19 protein-coding genes are annotated in these 19464 nt (G+C 70.6%); 12 read left to right on the top strand and 7 right to left on the bottom strand.

Annotated features, from left to right (window positions below; genetic code table 11):
* Position 1: 1 nt before the first annotated feature.
* Positions 2–1153, bottom strand: coding sequence for a xylose isomerase (xylA, locus tag DFR72_RS43610; RefSeq protein WP_090073532.1), 1152 nt, complete (start codon positions 1151–1153; stop codon positions 2–4).
* Positions 1154–1243: 90 nt separating this feature from the next.
* Entirely contained in the window at positions 1244–1840 is a 597-nt protein-coding gene (locus DFR72_RS43605; protein ID WP_090073535.1) for an SGNH/GDSL hydrolase family protein, read from the bottom strand.
* A gap of 318 nt (positions 1841–2158) precedes the next feature.
* On the opposite strand from DFR72_RS43605, the gene fusA reads away from it, so the two are divergent.
* Both fusA and DFR72_RS43595 read left to right on the top strand, forming a co-directional pair.
* Positions 2159–4144 carry an elongation factor G gene (gene fusA / locus DFR72_RS43600; protein ID WP_090073537.1) on the top strand — a complete coding sequence of 662 codons (1986 nt, stop codon included), beginning with the start codon at positions 2159–2161 and terminating at the stop codon, positions 4142–4144.
* Between the two features lie 52 nt (positions 4145–4196).
* The gene (locus DFR72_RS43595) at positions 4197–4958 is read left to right on the top strand and encodes an endonuclease/exonuclease/phosphatase family protein (RefSeq protein WP_245984029.1); all 762 of its coding nucleotides are present in this window, start codon (positions 4197–4199) and stop codon (positions 4956–4958) included.
* On the opposite strand, the gene DFR72_RS43590 is transcribed toward DFR72_RS43595, so the two are convergent.
* Positions 4948–6405, bottom strand: coding sequence for a hypothetical protein (locus DFR72_RS43590; protein ID WP_143087005.1), 1458 nt, complete (start codon positions 6403–6405; stop codon positions 4948–4950). The genes DFR72_RS43595 and DFR72_RS43590 overlap by 11 nt on opposite strands.
* A gap of 116 nt (positions 6406–6521) precedes the next feature.
* On the opposite strand from DFR72_RS43590, the gene DFR72_RS43585 reads away from it, so the two are divergent.
* The 4 genes from DFR72_RS43585 (at position 6522) to DFR72_RS43570 (ending at position 11124) form a co-directional block, all read left to right on the top strand.
* A complete protein-coding gene (locus tag DFR72_RS43585; RefSeq protein WP_090073545.1) occupies positions 6522–7130 on the top strand; it encodes a hypothetical protein in 609 nt (202 codons plus the stop codon).
* Positions 7131–7152: 22 nt separating this feature from the next.
* Positions 7153–9390, top strand: a complete 2238-nt coding sequence (locus DFR72_RS43580; RefSeq protein ID WP_211335772.1) for a GH92 family glycosyl hydrolase — start codon at positions 7153–7155, stop codon at positions 9388–9390.
* A gap of 133 nt (positions 9391–9523) precedes the next feature.
* Positions 9524–10531 carry an NAD-dependent epimerase/dehydratase family protein gene (locus DFR72_RS43575; RefSeq protein ID WP_090073547.1) on the top strand — a complete coding sequence of 336 codons (1008 nt, stop codon included), beginning with the start codon at positions 9524–9526 and terminating at the stop codon, positions 10529–10531.
* A 5-nt stretch (positions 10532–10536) separates the two neighbouring features.
* The gene (locus DFR72_RS43570) at positions 10537–11124 is read left to right on the top strand and encodes a phosphatase PAP2 family protein (RefSeq protein ID WP_245984026.1); all 588 of its coding nucleotides are present in this window, start codon (positions 10537–10539) and stop codon (positions 11122–11124) included.
* Here the strand turns inward: DFR72_RS43570 and DFR72_RS43565 are convergent.
* The 3 genes from DFR72_RS43565 to DFR72_RS43555 are packed head-to-tail and all read right to left on the bottom strand — an operon-like array spanning position 11034 to position 13605.
* On the bottom strand, positions 11034–11630 hold the full coding sequence (locus DFR72_RS43565) for a flavodoxin family protein (RefSeq protein ID WP_090073784.1): 597 nt from the start codon (positions 11628–11630) through the stop codon (positions 11034–11036). The two genes, DFR72_RS43570 and DFR72_RS43565, sit on opposite strands and share 91 nt — an antisense overlap.
* On the bottom strand, positions 11630–12424 hold the full coding sequence (locus DFR72_RS43560) for an SDR family oxidoreductase (RefSeq protein ID WP_090073552.1): 795 nt from the start codon (positions 12422–12424) through the stop codon (positions 11630–11632). The genes DFR72_RS43565 and DFR72_RS43560 overlap by 1 nt, the downstream gene beginning before the upstream one ends.
* The gene (locus DFR72_RS43555; protein WP_090073554.1) at positions 12421–13605 is read right to left on the bottom strand and encodes a cytochrome P450; all 1185 of its coding nucleotides are present in this window, start codon (positions 13603–13605) and stop codon (positions 12421–12423) included. Before DFR72_RS43555 ends, DFR72_RS43560 begins: the two co-directional genes overlap by 4 nt.
* Positions 13606–13686: 81 nt before the next feature.
* Between DFR72_RS43555 and DFR72_RS43550 the strand changes: the two genes are divergently transcribed.
* The 3 genes from DFR72_RS43550 to DFR72_RS43540 are packed head-to-tail and all read left to right on the top strand — an operon-like array spanning position 13687 to position 15244.
* Positions 13687–14013: a plasmid stabilization protein gene (locus DFR72_RS43550; RefSeq protein WP_090073557.1), complete on the top strand. Its 327-nt coding sequence runs from the start codon at positions 13687–13689 to the stop codon at positions 14011–14013.
* 10 nt (positions 14014–14023) lie between these two features.
* The gene (locus DFR72_RS43545) at positions 14024–14677 is read left to right on the top strand and encodes a hypothetical protein (protein WP_143087006.1); all 654 of its coding nucleotides are present in this window, start codon (positions 14024–14026) and stop codon (positions 14675–14677) included.
* A gap of 12 nt (positions 14678–14689) precedes the next feature.
* Complete coding sequence (locus DFR72_RS43540; protein WP_090073561.1) at positions 14690–15244, top strand: hemerythrin domain-containing protein; 555 nt, start codon at positions 14690–14692, stop codon at positions 15242–15244.
* Positions 15245–15363: 119 nt separating this feature from the next.
* Here the strand turns inward: DFR72_RS43540 and DFR72_RS43535 are convergent, their stop codons facing one another.
* Positions 15364–16542, bottom strand: a complete 1179-nt coding sequence (locus DFR72_RS43535) for an MFS transporter (RefSeq protein ID WP_090073786.1) — start codon at positions 16540–16542, stop codon at positions 15364–15366.
* A 115-nt stretch (positions 16543–16657) separates the two neighbouring features.
* Between DFR72_RS43535 and DFR72_RS43530 the strand changes: the two genes are divergently transcribed.
* Genes DFR72_RS43530 through DFR72_RS43520 form a run of 3 tightly spaced genes read left to right on the top strand, consistent with a single transcriptional unit; the run spans position 16658 to position 19453 of the window.
* A complete protein-coding gene (locus DFR72_RS43530; RefSeq protein WP_090073563.1) occupies positions 16658–17635 on the top strand; it encodes an ABC transporter substrate-binding protein in 978 nt (325 codons plus the stop codon).
* On the top strand, positions 17628–18689 hold the full coding sequence (locus tag DFR72_RS43525; RefSeq protein ID WP_245984016.1) for a FecCD family ABC transporter permease: 1062 nt from the start codon (positions 17628–17630) through the stop codon (positions 18687–18689). The genes DFR72_RS43530 and DFR72_RS43525 overlap by 8 nt, the downstream gene beginning before the upstream one ends.
* A complete protein-coding gene (locus DFR72_RS43520) occupies positions 18686–19453 on the top strand; it encodes an ABC transporter ATP-binding protein (RefSeq protein WP_090073565.1) in 768 nt (255 codons plus the stop codon). The genes DFR72_RS43525 and DFR72_RS43520 overlap by 4 nt, the downstream gene beginning before the upstream one ends.
* Positions 19454–19464: the final 11 nt, after the last annotated feature.

The following is a 19464-nucleotide window of genomic DNA, read 5'->3' as shown; positions in this document are numbered from 1 at the left end:
GTCAGCGCGCTCCCGTGAGGTGCTCGAGGGCGAGCTGGTTGAGCCGGACGAAGCCGAAGCCGCGTTCGCCCGCCTGGTCGGGGTCGAAGCCCGTGTCCTTGACCAGGTCGTCGTAGGACTCGCCGGCGTTCAGCGTGGGCTGCGAGAGCTCCGCGACGCCCGCCGTCTGCAGCGCCTCCTGCACCTCCGGGTCCGCGCGGAACGCGGCTGCGCGGTCGCGGAGCAGCAGGTACGTGGCCATGTTCGCCTTGGCCGAGTCCCAGACGCCCGTGATGTCCTCGGTCCGCGACGGCTTGTAGTCGAAGTGCCGCGGGCCTTCGTAGCCGGCGGTCTCCAGCAGGTCGACCAGCGCGAACGCGTTCATCAGGTCGCCGTGCCCGAACACCAGGTCCTGGTCGTACTTGATGCTGCGCTGCCCGTTGAGGTCGATGTGGAACAGCTTGTCGTGCCACAGAGCCTGAGCGATGCCGTGCACGAAGTTCAGCCCGGCCATCTGCTCGTGCCCGACCTCGGGGTTGAGGCCGACCAGCTCCGGCTTGTCGAGCGACGTGATGAACGCCAGCGCGTGCCCGACGGTCGGCAGCAGGATGTCGCCGCGCGGCTCGTTCGGCTTCGGCTCGAGCGCGAACCGGATGTCGTAGCCGCGGTCCGTGACGAACTGCGTCAGCAGGTTCATGGCCTCGCGGTAGCGGTCGAGCGCCGCCCGCACGTCCTTGGCCACGTCGTACTCGGAGCCCTCACGACCGCCCCACAGCACGAACGTCTTGGCGCCGAGCTCCGCCGCCAGCTCGACGTTGCGCAGCACCTTCTGCAGCGCGAACCGCCGCACGCCGCGGTCGTTGCTGGTGAAGCCGCCGTCCTTGAAGACAGGGTGGCTGAACAGGTTCGTCGTCACCATCGGGATGACGAGCCCGGTCTCGGCGAGCGCGCCCTGCAACCGGCTGACCTGCTGGTCGCGGTGCGTCGCCTCGAAACCGAACAGGTCGTCGTCGTGGAACGTCAGGCCGTAGGCGCCGAGCTCGGCGAGCCGGTGCACCGCCTCGACCACGTCGAGCTCGGGGCGCGTTGCCTCGCCGAACGGGTCACGGCCCTGCCAGCCCACGGTCCAGAGACCGAAGGAGAACTTGTCCGCCGGAGTGGGCGTGCTCATCATCCACCTCATTCGTTCAATGCTTGAACTTAGTGCGGACAGTACGACGCCACGGCCTTGATCGCAACGTCAGAGACGCATGGCCGTAATCGCTCAGACACGCCGCCGGTCCGCGGCGGCCTCGACCGCGGGCGCCAGAGCCTCGGCGATCGCGCGGTAGCCGGCGGCGGACGGGTGGAAGCGGTCCGCGGCGAACATCGACGGATCGGCGGCGAACCGCGGCGTGACGGCGCGTTCGACGTGGGCGACGACGCCGCCCGCCCGGATGACGGCCTGCTGCTGCACCTGGGCGTAGTCGCGGCTCACGGCCGACACGACGTCGCGCAACGCGGGTGGCACGTGCGAGACGATGCTCAGGTCCGGCGCTGTGGCGACGACGACCTCGACGCCCGCCGCGCGCAGGTCCGCGACGGCGTCGTGCAACTGCTGGGCGCCGACCTGCGCGGGGACGAACCTGGTCAGGTCGTTCGCGCCGATCACCACCACCGCGACGTCGGCTCCGCTCGCCACCGCGGCGCGCACCTGGGCGCGCAGATCGGCCGAGCGGGCACCGGCGAACGCGTGCACGCCGAGGTCGACCCGATGTCCCGCCTTTCGCAGGCGTTCGGCGAGCAACGGGCCGAGCGTGTCCTCCCGGCGCGTGCTGCCCACTCCGGCGGCGATCGAGTCGCCGAGCAAACACAGACGCATACCTGTGGAACGACAGGCGTTTCGGTGGTGTTCCGGGGAACAATCCGCTCTGAGCGGATGTTGGAACAGCTAAACCACTGTCGTGCGAGTGTTGATCTGTCTACACTCCACGATCATCACCACCGAGCGAACGACGAGAGGGGACCGGCCATGCGCACCACCGCCGTGCTCCCGTCCCGTTTCGACGTGATCCTCGTGTCCTCGCACCCCGGTCGCCTGCTGCGCGCCGGGCGCCGGACTGTCTGACGAGCTCCTCCGCGGAGTTCGCCGGGTCATCGCGCTGACCCCGTAAGTCCTTGAAGACAAAGGCAGAAGACCATGCGCACGATCACGTTGAACGCTGTCCGCAACCTCGGCATCCTCGCCCACGTCGACGCCGGCAAGACCACGCTCACCGAACGCGTCCTGTTCGCCACCGGCAGCACCCACAAGCGCGGCGAGGTCCACGACGGCACCACCGTCACCGACTTCGACCCGCAGGAACGCGATCGCGGCATCACGATCTTCGCCGCGGCCGTGACCTGCACGTGGGACGGGCATCGCGTCAACCTCATCGACACGCCGGGGCACGTCGACTTCGCCGACGAGGTCGAACGGTCCCTGCGCGTGCTGGACGGGGCGGTCGCGGTGTTCGACGGTGCGGCCGGAGTGGAGCCGCAGAGCGAGTCGGTGTGGCGGCAGGCGGACCGGTACGGCGTGCCCAGGATCGCGTTCGTCAACAAGCTCGACCGGGCGGGCGCGGACCTCGACACCGTCGTCGAGTCGATCCGCACGCGGCTGCACACCGTGCCGCTCGTCGTACAGCTGCCGATCGGCGTGGAGGACGGGTTCCGCGGTGTCGTCGACCTGGTGCGCATGCGTGCGCTGATCTGGGACGACGGCATGACCGAGGGACCCGTGCCGGAAACGCTGCTGGCAGAGGCACAACGGCGCCGTCGCCTCCTGGAGGAGGCGGTGGCGGAACTGCATCCCGAGGCGTTGGAGGAGTTCTTCGCGGGAAGCCTGTCCGAGCTGACTCTCGGAAATGCTCTGCGGGAACTGACCCAACGAGGTCAGGCGACCGTCGTGCTGTGCGGCTCGGCGTACCGCAACCGCGGCATCGAACCGTTGCTGGACGCGGTGATCGCGTACCTGCCGTCCCCTGTGGACGTTCCGCCGGTGCGGGGCGTCGACGGCCAGGAACGGCAGCCGGACCCGGACGCTCCGTTCGCGGCGCTGGTGTTCAAGGTGAACGCCATCGCCACCGGACGGCTCGCGTACGTGCGCGTCTACTCGGGCACCCTCCACAAGGGAGAGACGGTCCAGGTGGGCGGCCGCACCGAGCGCATCGGCCGGATCCTGCGCGTCCAGGCCGACCGGCACACGCCGGTCGACCAGGCCGTCGCCGGTGACATCGTCGCGGTGGTGGGGCTGAAGTCGGCACGCACGGGCACGACCCTGTGCACGCCGGCCGCTCCGTTGCTGCTCGAACCCGCGGTGTCGGCCGATCCCGTGGTGTCCGTGGCCGTGGAAACGCGGACCAGCGCGGACAACGCGCGGCTGACCGAGGCGCTGGCGCACCTGGTCGACGAGGACCCGTCCCTGCGGTTCGGGACGGACCCGGAGACCGGCCAGACGGTGCTGTCCGGCCAGGGCGAGCTGCACCTGGAGGTCTCGGTGGAGAAGGCGCGCACGCTGCACCGAATCGAGCTCACCACGGGACGGCCGCGCGTCTCGTACCGCGAGACCGTGGGCAGGGGCGTCACGGGATTCGTCCACCGGCACGTCAAGCAGGACGGAGGGCAGGGACAGTTCGCGCACGTCGTGCTCGACACCGAGCCGCTGGAGACCGGCTTCGAGTTCCGCTCGGCCGTCACCGGCGGGCGCGTGCCGCAGGAGTTCGTCCGCGCGGTCGAGCAGGGCTGCCGGGACGCGCTGGCCGAGGGACCTCTCGGCCACCCGGTGACCGGTGTGCGGGTGACGCTCACCGACGGGTCCACGCACGTCAAGGACTCGTCGGAGATGGCGTTCCGCACGGCGGGCCGGCTCGGGCTGCGCGAGGCGCTGAAGGCCGGCGCCATGACGTTGCTCGAACCGATCGCCGAGGTCACGGTCACCGTGCCGGAGGAGTACCTCGGCGGCGTGCTGGGTGATCTGGCGACACGCCGGGGCAGGATCCTCGGTTCGGAGGCCAGGCCCGGTGCGACGGTCGTGACGGCGAGCGTGCCGTTGGCGGAGATGTTCGGCTACGTCACGAGGTTGCGCAGCCGGACGCAGGGCCGCGGCAGCTTCACCGCCACGCCGACCGGTTATGCGCCGGCATAGCTGGAAGCAGGCCCGCCCTGGTCCAGGGCGGGCCTGTGCCATGATCGGCCGAGTGGACCCATTGAGCGTCATGTCGTTCAACCTGCGGTACGCCTCGGCGGCCGAGCCGAACTCGTGGGCGGTGAGACGTCCGGTCATGGCCCAGTTCCTGCTCGAGGAACGGCCGGCGCTGATCGGCACACAAGAAGGCCTGTACGGACAGCTGAACGACATCGCGCACGACCTGCCGGACCACTACGACTGGATCGGCCTCGGCCGCGCGGGCGGCAGCCACGACGAGTTCATGGCGATCTTCTTCGACACGATTCGGCTGGAACCGCTGGAGTTCGACCACCACTGGCTCTCCGCCACGCCGGACGTCGTGGGTTCCCGGTCGTGGGGCAACAACGTGGTCCGCATGGTCACGTGGGTCCGGTTCGCGGACCGCCAGACCGGCAAGCAGTTCGTGGCCGTCAACACGCACTTCGACCACGAGTCGGCGAACGCCCGGTTGTGCGGCGCCGAGTTCGTCCGCGACCGGCTCCAGGCGCAGACGCTGCCGGTCGTGCTCACCGGCGACTTCAACGACGTCCCCGGCTCACCGGCGTACGCCACGCTGACGGCCGGGCTGGCCGACACGTGGCTCACGGGCCCGCAGACCACCCCGGCGTACGGGACGTTCCACGGGTACGGCCCGCTGGTCCCGGACGGCCCGCGCATCGACTGGATCCTCACCCGCGGCGTGACCGTCGAGGCCGCCGCGATCAACACCTTCCAGCTGAACGGCCAGTACCCCTCCGACCACCTCGCCGTCCAGGCGCTCATCAGGATCTAGGCGCCCACTCGGGTGGCAGGTCGTGCGAACAGGTCGGCGCACCGGCCGCTCGCGCCCGGCGCAGGTCGAGGTACGGCCCTGCGATCTGCTCTCGCGGCACCGCGGCCAGCGCCGTGACCGCGTCACCGGCGGCCAGCACCTGGCGCCGCATGCGGTCGTGGTCGACGGCCAGAGCGCCGAACGACGGTGCCCAGAGCGTCCACGGCCCGGAGATCATCGCCATGGTCGGGACCAGGTGCGAGTGGAAGTGCGTGCCGATGCCGCCGAACGAGCACTGCGGCGGCACCCGGCCCGGCACCGGCGGATCACTGCCCGGCAGGACGAAGGTGCGGTCGACCGAACGCCCGGCCAGCGCCGTCGCCGCCGTCCGGGTCAGCACCGGGCTGCCCGCGAACCAGCCGGACGGCTCGGCGAGTCCCGTCGGCTGCAGAGAGCCGTCGCGAGGCAGGAACTCCCGCGTCCCGAGGTGTTCCAGCACGAACGCGAAGGCGACGGAACCCGAGTCGTACTCGGCGTCCAGGGAACGGGCGCGGAACTCGCTGCCCTCCGACGGGCGGTGCAGGTGGCCGGTCGCGAACACGAACTCGAGGGTGCGAGGCCGGCAGCGCAGCGGCAGGCGCGCGAAGTGCTCGGCCAGCGCCAGCAGCGCCACGGTGCCGTTCTCCTGCACCCACCCCACGCCGTCGGTGTTGGTGTCGAGGACGATCCGCTCGCTGCTCAGGCCGGGCAGCGTCGCGATCAGCGAGCGCGTGACGGCCGGGACGCGCGCGGCGAGGACGCCGGTGGTCGTCCTGGTGCCCGGTACGAGCCTCGCGGCCGCTTCGGAGCCGACGAACACGCCCGGGACGCGGTAGTGGGTGCCGAGGTGGGGGTCCCAGTAGCCCTTCACCTGCTCGTGCGGGAACGGGAAGGCGACGACGACCCCGGCGGCACCCGCCTTGCCCGCGTCGACCATGTCCGCGTCCAGCAGCGGTTCGGCGAGGTAGCCGCGGTCGAGGGCGGGGAAGTCGCGCAGGACGACCTTCCCACCGGCGTTCGCGGCGGTGATCGGGGTACCGGCGGGCAGACGGACCAGGTCGCCGGAACGCAGGCCGGGAGCGGAGTAGGGGATCGCGCCGGCGACCGGCACGGCGCCGCCGGAGAACAGCAGACCGGGACCGGGTTGCCAGCGCTGGATCGCGAAGGGCTCGGACCGCACGGACACGCCCGGCAGGCGGTCCACGCGGCGTTCCAGCCAGGAGATCAGGTGGTCGTGCGCGGGGCTGCCGGTGGCGCGGACTCCGAACCCGGCGACGGTGGCGTTGAGAGCGCGGAGCTGGGGAGCCGTGGCGAACGACCGCTCGTCGACGACGGGGGAGCAGCCGGCCGACGCGACGGCCGGGGCGGTGAGTTGGAGGGCGAAAACCGTTACGACACCTATGGATGCGATGCATCTGGCGGGCTGCACGAGGCTCACTGTGAACCTGGTCGGAGTCCCTCGCAACCCGCTGTCCAGGTAGCCGGGTGAGCGCTGTCAACGGTGAACGGAAATGGTTTAAACCAATTTCCGCTACGGTCCGCCAGATGCGCTTGAAATCGACGTTCGGCCGCGTCGCGGTGATCGCGTGCGCGGTGCTGTTCACGCTCAGCTCGACGGCGGTCGCGAACGCCTCGCGCGGCCGCGAGTGCGCCACCCCGTCCATCGACCGGTTGCAGCAGTGGATCGCCAGTGGTGAAGGCGCCACGGAGCCCGCGACCGGCAGCATCCTCGTGCCCAAGGGACGGCACGGGTACACGGCGAAGATCAAGTTCCTGGCCGACGACTGGGCTGTGATGGTCGTGTGGCTGGGCAACGAGTTCGAGGCCGAGGCGGACCTGTCCGACTCGCACGGTTTCTGGATGACCTACCGGGCCACCAGCGACCTCTACATCCAGCTGCGGCCCGCGTCGTTCTGGAGCGGCGGCGACAAGTGGGTCACGAAGGTGCCGTCCACCGGCGGCAAGCTCGTGAAGCGGTTCTTCAGCTTCAAGACGAAGAACTGGACATACCTGCCCGCGCTCGGCAAGCCGTCCTACCCGCTCGCCGACGCGCTCGACGACGCCCGTGGCCTGGTGTTCGTCGGCAACACGAAGAACGACCTCGAGTTCCAGAGCCTGGAGATCGACGGCTACCGGCCACCCTGCGTTCACTGAGATCCGGTTATCGTCCCAGGACGTGAGAGCGCTCCCGGTCTTCCTGGTCACTGTCCTCACCGCCGCGCTGGCGACTCCCGCGAGTGCGGCGGTGAGAGACGACACCCGCTACGTCGACCCGCTGATCGGCTCGGCGGGCGGCGGCAACACCTATCCCGGCGCGGTGCGGCCGTTCGGGATGATCTCGTGGAGTCCGACGTCGACGCGCGGCGACCAGACGAACACGGGCGCTGCCAACGGTTACGCGTACGACGCGACGAGGGTGCGCGGGTTCAGCCTCACGCACGTCAACGGCGCCGGCTGCCATCCCGGTGCCGCCGGGGACATCCCGATCATGCCGCACGTCGGTGAGATCACGTCCTCGCCGACGGCGGACACCAAGGACCAGATCTTCGCGAGCGACTTCTCCCACGCCGACGAGAAGGCCGAGGCGGGCCGCTACCGGGTGGGCCTGAAGTCCGGCGCCACGGCGGACCTCTCCGTGACGACCCGCGCGGGCGTCGGCGAGTTCACCTTCCCGGTCAACGGCTCGCTGCTGTTCCGCACCTCGAACTCGCTCAACGGCAGCGAGGACGCCGACATCACGATCGACCCGGCGACGAACACCGTGTCGGGCTCGGTGCTGACCGGCGCGTTCTGCGGCCGGCGCGCGAACGGCGGCACGAACAACCAGAAGACCTACTACCGCCTGCACTTCACGGCGTCGTTCGACCGCCCGATCTCGGCTCACGGCACGTGGGTGAACAGCGAGCTCAGGCCCGGCAGCACCACCGCGAGCGGCGGTGAGGGCTACCTGACCGGAAGTGCGCGCGCGGGCAAGGGTTCCGGCGGTTACGTGTCCTTTGCGGACAAACAGGTGCGGATGCGCGTCGGCATCTCCTACACCAGTCTCGACGCCGCCAAGCGCAACCTCGCGACGGAGATCCCGAAGCGCGCGACCGTCGCGGACGTGGCGAAGGAAGCGAAGAAGGCTTGGGCGAAGCAGCTGCGCGCCGTCGAGGTCGACGGCGGCACCGCCGACGAGCGCACGATCTTCTACACCGCGCTCTACCACACCTTCCTGCAGCCCAACGTGATCAGCGACGTCGGCCAGGCCACCCGGTACGGCAACTTCTCCGGCTGGGACCAGTACCGCGCCCACACCCAGCTGCTGGCCCTGCTGGCACCGGACGTCGCGAGCGGGTACGCCCAGTCGTTGCTGCAGACCTCGCGCGAGAACGGCGGCGTGTGGGACCGCTGGGTCCACATCACCGGCCCGACGCACGTCATGACCGGCGACCCGTCCGCCCCGGCCATCGCGGGCATGTACGCCATGGGCGCCAAGAACTTCGACGTGCGCGCGGCCTACGAGTCACTGCTGCGCCAGGCGACCGTCCCGCACCCGGACGGGCTGTCCGACAAGGGCTGCCCCGGCCAGTGCGAGGGCCAGCGCCCGAACCTCGCCGAGTACATGCGCCTCGGCTACGCCCCGCACGACACCTGCCACTGCTGGGGAGGCGCCGCCGAGACCCTCGAGGACTCCGTTGCCGACCAGGCACTCGCCGACCTGGGCCGCAGGCTCGGCCGCCCCAGCGAGGAGATGGAGGAGCGCGCGGGCTGGTGGCGCAACACGTTCAACCCCGCCACCGGCCACCAGCAGGCCCGCAAGGCCGACGGCACCTGGGTGACGCCGTTCAACCCGGCCTCCGACCAGGGCTTCGCGCAGGGCAGCAGCGCCACTTACACGTGGATGGTGCCGCACGACGTCCAGGGCCTGGCCGAGGCCATGGGCGGCAAGGACGTCGCGGCCTCCAGGCTGGACGGGTTCTTCAAGCGCCCGGACGGCTCGTGGGCGACGGGCGGCGACGCGCTGCGGTATGACCCGACGAACGAGCCGGGCATCCACACGCCGTGGATCTACAACGAGCTCGGGCAGCCGCGCAAGACCCAGGAGACGGTGCGGGCGATGGCGAGGCTGGTCTACCGCACCGGTCCGTCCGGCCTGCCGGGCAACGACGACCTCGGCACCATGTCGGCCTGGTACGTCTTCGCCGCCCTCGGCCTGTACCCGCGCACGCCGAGCAGCGCCGAACTGCACGTCTCCAGCCCGATGTTCCCGAAGGCGCGGATCACCGCGAAGAACATCACGGTCCTCGCCACCGGCACACCGGGGGTCTACGTGCAGGAGACGCGGTGGAACGGCCGCAGGGTCGACCAGCCGTGGTTGCCCGAGGCGTTCGTCGAGCACGGGGGAGTGCTCGTCTCACGTCTTGAAGGCTGATCCAGCCCCTCGGCACGGGTGCGGCCACGTCGCGCGGGGTGACTTGTCCTTTGTCGTGAACATCGTCCTGAAGGCGGGTCTCGACATCACCTGAACGGGTACCCGGCGGTATAGGCCGAGACGCGGAGGAACCATGCCAGGACGCAGGATCGTCGTCACCGGAGCGAGTGGCAACGTGGGAACGGCGCTCTTGCGCAGGCTGGCCGAGGAGCCGGACGTCGAGGTGCACGGGATCTCGCGGCGCCCGCCCGCGGACGCGCCGCCCTACCGCGGTGTCCCTTGGACGCCCGTCGAGATCGGCCGAGCAGGCGCAGAGGAAGTGCTGCGCACCGTGTTCGAGAAGGCCGACGCCGTCGTGCACCTGGCCTGGCTCATCCAGCCCTCGCGGGACGAACGCGGGCTGTACCGGACGAACGTGGCGGGGTCCGCCCAGGTCTTCAGCGCGGCGGTGAAGGCCGGTGTGCCGCACCTGGTCCACATGTCGTCGGTCGGGGCGTACTCACCGGGCAGCAAGGACCGCCGCGTGGACGAGTCGTGGCCGGTCGACGGCGTGACCACGTCCTTCTACAGCAGGCACAAGGCCGCTGTGGAGCACATGCTGAACAAGTTCGAGGCCGACCTGCTCATCTCCCGGCCGCGGCCCGGTCTGATCCTGCAGTCCGAAGCCGGGTCCGAGATCCGCGACTACTTCCTCGGCAGCCTGGTGCCGAAAGTCCTGTTCCGGCACCGGATCCCCGTCCTGCCGATCCCGCGCGACCTGGTGCTGCAGTTCGTGCACGCCGACGACGTCGCCGACGGGCTGGCCCGGATCCTGGACCAGCGGCCGCACGGCGGGATCAACCTGGTCGCCGACCCCGTGATCACGCCCCGGGCACTGGCCGAGGTGCTCGGTGGCCGGCACTTCACGATTCCGCCGAAGCTGATGCGGTCACTGGCGAGCGTGACGTGGGGGCTGCGCCTGCAACCCACTCCGCCCGGATGGGTCGACCTGGCCCTGAAGTCACCGCTGCTGGACGCGTCGCGCGCCAGGACGGAGCTCGGCTGGCAGCCGAAGTTCGACGCCCAGGAAGCGCTCAGGGACCTCGTGCTGGGGATGGGACAGGGCAGGGAGGTTCCGGCCAGCCCGGTTCTGGGTAGATGAGCCGCATGACGGGTGAGGACGAATTGGAAGAACTGGACGAGGACTCGCTGCACAACAGCGAGGTACTGCCCACCAGGCGTCCTCACCCGATCATCATCGCCGCCGGCCTGACCGCCCGGGGTGGCGTCCTGTGGCTGCCCGTCGCCGGGCTGCTCGCGTTGTCCGGCAAGGAGAAAGCCGCGAAACGTGCGCTCACCGCGGCCGCGGTCGCCATGCCGCTGGGGCACCTCATCAGTCTTGCGGTGCCCCGGCGCCGGCCCCAGGTCGCGACCATGCCGGCCCGGGAGGCGTTGCCGGAACACCCGGACTCGTCGTCGTTCCCGTCCAAGCACGCGGTGACGGCGGCCGCGTTCGGCACCGCCACCGCGCTGACCGACCGCGATGCCGGCCTCGCCGTGACGCCACTGGTGCTGCTCGTCGCCTACAGCCGCCTCAGGACCCGAGTGCACTGGCCCTCGGACGTCCTGGGCGGCTTGGCGATCGGCGCGCTCGTGGCGCTGGCTCAGGCCGGGATCGGGCGTTCCGCCAGGGCCAGGGCGACGGCGTGCAGGTTGGCGGCCATCGTGCGGCCGGTGTTCTCCGACCACTCGTGACCCTCGTCGGTCTCGGAGTAGCTCGGGCCGGGGCCGGGGCCGCGGTTCCAGTACGTCCACGCCTGGCCGGGGATCGTGTAGCCGATGTCGCCGAGGCCGCCGCAGATCTCGCTGATCACGTGGTGCGCGCCGTCCTCGTTGCCGGTCACCACCACGCCCGCGACCCGGTTGTAGGCGACCGGGCGGTCCTGGTCGTCGGTCTCGGAGATCATGGCGTCCATCCGTTCCAGCGCGCGTTGCGCGAGCGAGGAAGGACGGCCGACCCACGTCGGGGTCGCGAACACCAGGATCTCGGCGTCGAGCAGCAGCCGGTGGATGTTCGGCCACTCGTCGCCGCCGCCGAGGTCGGTGACGACGCCGGGCGGGATCTCGTGGTCGGCCAGCCGGAACGAGGTGACCTCGACGTCCTTCTTGGTCAGCTCGTCGATCACCACCTGCGCGAGCAGGTCGGTGTTGGACTGGTCCGGTGACTTCTTCAAGGTGCAGTTGAGCACCACGGCACGCATCAGGTCTGCCTCCACTTCTCGTCGGTCATCAGCTGGCTCGCCTGCGGCCCCATCAGGGACATCCCGCCGTCCACGACGAGCGACGCGCCGGTCACGTAACCGGCGGCCGGAGTCGCCAGGAACGTCACCACGGCGGCGACCTCATGGGCGCTGCCCGGCCTGCCGAGCGGGACGCCAGGACGGGGCTGGGTGTGCGGGTCGACGTCCTCCTGGCCGGTCATCGGCGTCGAGATCTCGCCCGGTGCCACCGAGTTGACCGTGATGCCGTGTTCGGACAGTTCGAGTGCGAGCACCTCGGTGAGCGCGCCGAGCCCGGCCTTCGCGGCGCAGTACGGTGCGGCGCCCACGCGGGGCAGGTGCTCGTGGACGGACGTGATGTTGATGATCCGGCCGCCGCGCCCGGCCTCGATCATGTGCCTGGCCGCGCGCTGGCAGCACAGGAACGCGCCGTCCAGGTCGACCGAGAGCACCGACCGCCAGGTTTCGAACGGCATGTCCAGCGCCTTCTGGCTGCTCCCGGTGCCGGCGCAGTTCACCAGGACGTCGACGCCGCCCAGTTCTCCTGCGAGCTCGTCCACGACGCCGGCCGCGTCCGGCAGGTCGGTGAGGTCGAGCCGCCGCACCGCGCACCGGACACCGGCCGCGCGCACTTCCCGCGCCGTCTCCTCGGCTCCGGCGGCGTCCTCGTGGTACGTGATGCCCACGTCGACGCCACCGCGTGCCAGCGCGACGGCCACGGCCTTGCCGATGCCCGAGTCCGATCCGGTCACCACGGCGTAGCGGGGAGTGTTCATGAGACGCGGGTTCCCGTCGGCTCGGCCGGCATGCGGATGCCGAAGTGGTTCAGCGTGCCCGGCAGCGGAGCGCTCAGCGTGGGGAACGTGAGGTGCTCGGACAGCGTGTCCAGCATCGTCGCGGCGGTGGTCAGCACCAGGTCACGGCCGGGGCACTCACCGGGCCCCGCGCTGAACGGCACGATCGCAGGGTCGCGCGGCCCGTCCCAGAGCTCCGGGGCGTACCGGTCGGCGAACGGCAGCCTGTCCGGGTCGCGGTGGAAGAACGGCGTGAACACGACGAACTCGGTGTTCTCCGGCAGCCACGTGCCGTGCCAGCGGGTGGCGATCGTGCTCTCCCGCAGGATCACCGGCGTCGTCGGCCACAACCGCGCGGACTCCAGGACGCCGTTCATGCCGCGCGCCCCGATGGCCAGCGCCCGCAGCGTGACGATCCCGGCCGCGTCGAACGCGAACAGCCAGTGCGGCACCTGGCCCGACAGGTCGCCGGGCTGGGCGGCCAGGCTGCCCTCCTCACGCCGCGCCAGGTGCCTGTCGAGCCGGCGCTGGAAGCGTTCACGCAGGTCCCGCTGCTTCGGGTGCAGGAAGGCCCAGTTGGCGTTCTCGCGCAGCGCCTTCAGGTCGTCGGTGAGCCGGTCGTCGCCGCGGGCGCCGTTGCCGAGCACGATCCTGCGCGCGATGCGCCACCACGTCTGGTTGAACGACTCCCACGTCAGCTCGCCGGTGCTCATCACGTGCCGGGTGAGCAGGTCGGCCTCGTCGCGCACGATCGCCTCCGCCGGCACGTTCTCCGGCCGCAGCGCGCGTTCGTTGAGCCGGCGCAGCCGATCCCGTTCCGGCCCCTCCGAGATGAGCACCCCGTGCGGCTGGAAGTGTTTCAGCGCGGCCTTCTTCTCCCTCGTGGCCAGCGCGAACGGCTCCGGCGACCCGTCGAGCAGCCGACCCACGTCGGTGGGGTCGACCAGCATCGCGACGCTGCGGCCGGTGATGCGCAGGCGCACCGGTGCCGGGCCGTAGCGGTCGCGCAGCGTCCGCATCGTGTCTATCGCCCTCGTGTCGGACTGGACCTTCTCGGCGGCCGCCATCACGCCGGGCCGGCGCACGATGACACCCTTGGCGAGGGTGGGCAGCAGCACCGTCGCGAGCACCCGCGCGGTGTCCAGTCGGGATGAGATCGCCATGACCCCGGCTACCCGGTCGATCGGGTGTGAATCGTCCTGACCGGGGGTATTCGCGGACCAGCATCGAGTCAGGAGGTCGTGATGCCCGCGGGATCGAATGCGAAGCGCGAACGCCAGTACGAGCACATCAAGGACTCCGCCGAGGACCGGGGCGCGACGCCCAAGCGCGCGAAGGAGATCGCCGCGCGCACGGTGAACAAGAACCGCGCCCAGGCCGGTGAGTCCAAGACGGCGAGCAAGTCGTCCACCGAGGACATGTCACCGCAGAAGCGCGGCGGCCGGCGGTCGGGCACGAACCGCCCGAAGGGCCTCACCAAGGAACAGCTCTACAACGAGGCCAAGAAGAAGAACGTGAAGGGCCGTTCCGCCATGACGAAGAAGGAACTTGCCACCGCGCTCGGACGCTGACGTGCAGGAAGTGGACAAGACGTCGGCGCTGACGATCCTCACGATGGAGCACAACACGCTGCAGATGATCCGCACGGCGACGATCACCGACGCGACGGGACGAGCAGGCCACCTGCTGACGACGATCTCCGCGTCCATGATCGCACTCGGGTTCGTCGCCCAGGTGGTGTCGCTGACGGTGCTCCTCACGCTGCTGCTGGTCGTCTTCACCGCGCTGTTCCTGATCGGGCTGGCCACCCTGTTCCGCACGGTGGAGCTGACCATCGAGGACGTCCAGGCGGGCCTGGGGATCAACCGCATCAGGGCCGTCTACGCCGAACTCGAACCGTCCACGAGGGACGTGTTCGTGCGCCAGCTCCACGACGACACCCTCGGCGTCGAGGCCGACGCCGGCCAGACCGGCTGGCGCAAGGCCAGGCGGCCACGGCTGATCGGCACCGCGCTGGGGGTCGCGGGCCTCGTGAACCTCGTCAACGGACTCGTCGCCGGCGTGATCGCCGGCGCGGCTGCCGGTCTGCTCGGCCTCGCACTGGCGTGGTCGATCGTCGTCAGCGTGGTCGTCGCGATCGCCGTGTTCAGTGCTTTCGGCATCGTGCTCGGCCGAATCGGACGGCGCGGTATCGCGCCCATCTCCACGCGCTATCCGAGGAACAACCCGAACTGAAGGAGAACCACCATGCAGTACGACGTCGTCGACCTGATCATGCAGGACCACCGCGAGGTGGAGCGCCTGTTCGACGAGCTGAAGAGCCACCCGGAGAAACGGCCGCTGCTCACCCCGGTGCTCTGCGGCCTGCTCGTCGCCCACAGCCGCGCGGAGGAGGGCGAGGTCTACCCGGCCGCCAAGGAGGCGGGCGGGGACGACGAGGTCGAGCACAGCCAGGAGGAGCACGCCGAGGCCGAGCAGCTGCTCGCCAAGCTCCTCGACACCGGCTACGACTCGCCGCAGTACGAGAAGGCGCTGCAGGACGTCGTCGACTCCATCACCCACCACGTGGAGGAAGAGGAGAAGACGGTTCTGCCGGGCATGCGCAAGCGGCTCAGCGCGGAACGCCGGTACGAGCTCGGCGAGGCGTTCGCGCGCAGCCGCGCCGACCACCTCGGCGAGATGCCGGGCCAGGCCACGCGCGAGGAACTGCTCCTGCAGGCCAAGAACCTCGGCGTCAGCGGTGCTTCGAGCATGAGCAAGGAGCAGCTGCGCAAGGAGCTGCAGAAGGCGGCTTCCTCCTGAGCGCCTGCCGGTACGAATGAGCTCGTCGTGCGGCCTACTCGCGATCGCGGGTAGGCCGCACGTCTGTGCTCAGCCTCCGCAGGCGGTGAGCAACGCCAGGACCTGCAGGCACGGCACCGTCATCGGCGCGGCCCGAAGTCGCGGGACGACGGAACCAGCGCGGCCAGTGCCGGTGCCGCGAAGCAGATCACCGCGCAGGCGGCCAGCACGACCGGGGCGCCGAACGACGAGATCGCCGGTGCGATGAGCGCCAGGCCGACGGGCGCGAGGCCGTAGGACATCAGGAAGTCCAAAGAGGACACGCGGGCCAGCTTCGAGGGCTCGACCTCGCGCTGCGTCGCGGTGAACCACGGCACGTTGAACAGCTCGATGCCCAGTCCCGCGACGACGTAGGCGGCGATCACGACGAACGGGTGCACCGGCAGCAGCAGGCTCAGCGGCGCGAACCCGTACAGCGCCAGGCCGAACAGCGCGGTCCAGCCCGCATGGCGCGGCCGCCAGCGTGCGATGAGGAGAGCGCCCGCCAGTGCGCCGAGCGTGTACGCCGTGAGTGCTCCGGCGAGCACGGCCTCGGTGTCGTAGCGGTCGCGGCTGACCAGCGGGAGCACCACGCCGGTCGCCGAGTAGCCGGTGGCGATCACGGCGGTCAGCGCGCCGAGCCCCGCCAGGAACCACGGGTGGCGGCGGGCTTCGCGCACGCCCTCCCAGAAGTCCGCCACGAAGCCGGAACCACTGCCCGGTGCCGTGATCCCGGTGCCCGCGGGCGGAACCAGGGCGGCGACGAGCCACAGCGCGCCGATGCCGAGCAGCAGCACCTGCGTGTTCAGCACCAGGGCGAGCAACGCGGTTAGTCCCGGCGCCACCAGCGTGGTGACCCGCACGGACAACGTCATCGCGGCGTTGGCCCGCTGGCGCTGGTCGCCCTCGACCACCTCGGCGGTCAGCGCCTGGAACGCCGGCCTGCACGCGCCCTGGCCCGCTCCCATCGCCGCCGCCGCGACCGCCGCCACCACCAGCGAACCGCCCACGAAGGCAGCGAGCACAGGTGCCGCGAGAGCCGACACGAGGCCGGACCACAGGACCACCCGGCGGCGGGCGTAGCGGTCGGCCAGGACCCCGCTCACCGGGACGGCGGCGAGGAAGCCCGCCGTGCGCGCGGCGAGCAGGACACCCAGTTCCACGGCCGTGATCGACCGGGAGAGCACTGCCAGGCCCAGCACGAACGGCAGTGCCCAGGTCGCGATGCCGGATGCCGTCGTCGCGGTCCAGAGGCGGAGAAATGTGGTGCTGCGCAGCACCGACGGGCTGCGCGCTGTGTCGTGGACCACGCTGTCGACCTTCCGGCAGGGTTGCAATGAAAATGATTGTCGTTACAGTAACGCACACCGTTCGAGTGAACTTCTGGAGGATCCGATGTCTCACCCCGGCCGATTCGGCCTGGCTCTGGTCGCGGTGCTCGCCGCGGGCTGCGCCACACCGGGAGGCGTCCAGGCGCCGGCGGCGCAGTCGGTGGTGGTGGACAGCTGCGGCAAGCAGCTCTCGTTCGCCGGCACGCCGCAACGGGTGGTGACGCTGGACCAGAACTCCACGGAGACGTTGCTGGCGCTGGGACTGCAGGACCGCATGGCCGGTACCGCCAACGTCAAGACCAAGGTGGCGCCCAGGTTCGCGGACGCCTACGCGAAGATCCCGGTGCTCTCGCCCAAGGTCCTCACCTCGGAGCCGTTGAGAGCGGCGAACCCGGACGTGGTGGTGGCGTCGTTCAAGGAGCTCTTCACCGCTGACCGCGCCGGCACGCGCGACGAGCTGGAAACCCTGGGCGTGCCGACGTTCGTGAGCGCGGTGAACTGCCCGGACGGCACGACCGCGCCGTTCGACCGGCTGTTCCGCGACTACGAGAACTTCGGCAGGATCTTCGGCATCCAGGACAGGGCGAACCAGCTGGCCGCCGACCAGCGCGCGGCCGTCGCCGAAGTCCAGGCCGTCAAACGGGATCCCGTCAAGGTCGTCTGGGTCTACTCGGTGTTCAAGGGCGTCCCGTACGTGGCGGGCCGGGACAGCATGCCCAGCCAGATGAGCAAGATCGCCGGTGCGGTCAACGTGTTCGACGACATGGCCCAGGAGTGGCCGGAGGTGTCCTGGGAGGAGGTCGCCCGTCGCGACCCCGACGTGGTCGTCGTCGGTGACCTGTCCGAACGCGGCAACCCCGGCGACAAGGCCGCCGAGAAGCTCGCGATGATGCGCGAACACCCGGCCGTCTCACAGCTCAAGGCGTTGCGGGAGAACAAGGTGATCGAGCTGCCGGGCATCGAGATGGACCCGTCCGTGCGCACGGTCGACGCGCTCAAGGTTTTCGGAGCGAAGCTCGACGAGATCGCCGGCCGTGGCTGAGGCGGCTGTTCTCGATCGTGTCGTCCTCAAGACCCCGAAACCCCTGCGACGCAAGAAGAACACGCTCGTCGTCGTGCTGAGCCTGGTCGTCCTCGTGGTGTCGATGGTGCTCGCCGTGCGGATCGGGGTGGGTGCGAGCTGGGCCGAGATCGGCCGGGCCGCGGGCGGACGCCTCGGGCTGCCGGTGCTCCCGTTGCCGCGCCTGCTCGACTCGCTGATCTGGGACCTGAGGCTGCCGCGGGTCCTGCTCGCGGCGCTCGTCGGGGCGGCGCTGGCGGTGTGCGGCGCGGTGCTGCAGAGCGTCACGCGGAACTCGCTGGCCGATCCGTACCTGCTCGGGGTGTCGTCAGGCGCCTCGACCGGCGCCGTGGTCGTGGTGGTGCTGGGGTTCGCGGGATCGCAGCTCGGGGTGACCGGCGGCGCGTTGGTCGGCGCACTGGTGGCGTTCGGGCTGCTGATGCTGCTGCTCAGGCGCACCGGCCTGGACTCTTCGCGGATCGTGCTGACCGGTGTGGTCGTGGGTCAGCTGTTCGCGGCGCTCACGTCGTTGATCCTGCTGTCGTCCGGTGACGCCGACAGCATCCGCGCCGTCACCAACTGGCTGCTGGGTTCGCTCGCGTCGGCCCGGTGGACGTCCGTCGCGGTGTGCGCGGCCGTCCTCGCGGCGGGCCTGCTCGTGGTGTGGCTGTGTTCGGCCGCGCTGGACGGGTTCGCGTTCGGCACGGACACCGCGTCCTCGCTCGGCGTCGACGTCCGCACGACACGCGCCGTGCTGCTGGTGACGACGTCCGTGCTGACCGCGGTCGCGGTGGCCGCAGTGGGCGCGGTCGGGTTCGTCGGGCTGATCGTGCCGCACGGTGTCCGCTTCCTCGTGGGGCCGTTGCACCGCAAGCTCCTGCCGTTGTCGGCGGTGGTGGGCGCGGTGTTCCTGGTCTGGACGGACGCGCTCACCCGAGTGGTGTTCTCGCCGCTCGAGGTGCCGGTGGGCGTGTTCACCGCGCTGGTCGGCGTGCCGCTCTTCCTGCTGGTCCTGCGCAAGCGGGGTGAGCTGTGAGGATCGAGGTGGAGAACCTGAGCTGGGGTGTGCCGGGCAAGACCATCGTCAGGGACGTGACGCTGGCGGTCGAGCCGGGGGAGACGGTCGGGCTGATCGGGCCGAACGGGTCCGGGAAGTCGTCGCTGCTGCGGTGCGTGGCAGGTCTGCGCACGCCGACGGCCGGGGTGGTGCGGTACGACGGCGTGGAGATCGCGTCGTGGCCCGCCCGTGAACGGGCGCGCAGGATGGCGTTCGTCGAGCAGACGGCCGACACCGACAGCGATCTGCGGGTGTCCGAGGTGGCCATGCTCGGCCGGACCGCGCACCGGTCGCGCTGGCGTGGCCCCGATCCCGCCGACCACGAGATCGTCGCCGCCGCGTTGCAGCGGCTGGACCTGACGGCGCTGGCCGACCGGCCGTGGAAGCAGCTGTCCGGTGGTGAACGGCAGCGCACCCATCTGGCCCGGGCACTGGCGCAACGCACGGCCGGGCTGCTGCTGGACGAGCCGACGAACCACCTGGACGTGCGCCACCAGCTCGAACTGATGGAGCTCGTGGGCGGCACACCGCAAACCGTTGTCGTTGCACTGCACGACCTCGCGCTGGCCGCTCGCTACTGCGACCGGCTGGTCCTGATGCACGGCGGCACGGTCGTCGCGGACGGCGCCGCCGCCGACGTGCTGACCGCGCCGTTGCTGCGCGAGGTGTTCGACGTGGAAGCCGAGATCGGGCGCGACAGCCTGGGCCACCTGGCCGTCGGGTATCGCGAGCCGGTCCGCTGAGAGGGGGAAGC

It is taken from the genome of Lentzea flaviverrucosa, assembly GCF_003350445.1.
Lineage (GTDB): Bacteria > Actinomycetota > Actinomycetes > Mycobacteriales > Pseudonocardiaceae > Lentzea > Lentzea californiensis.
The sequence above is the reverse complement of the archived record's forward strand: the minus strand, read 5'-3'. Positions and strand labels throughout refer to the sequence as shown.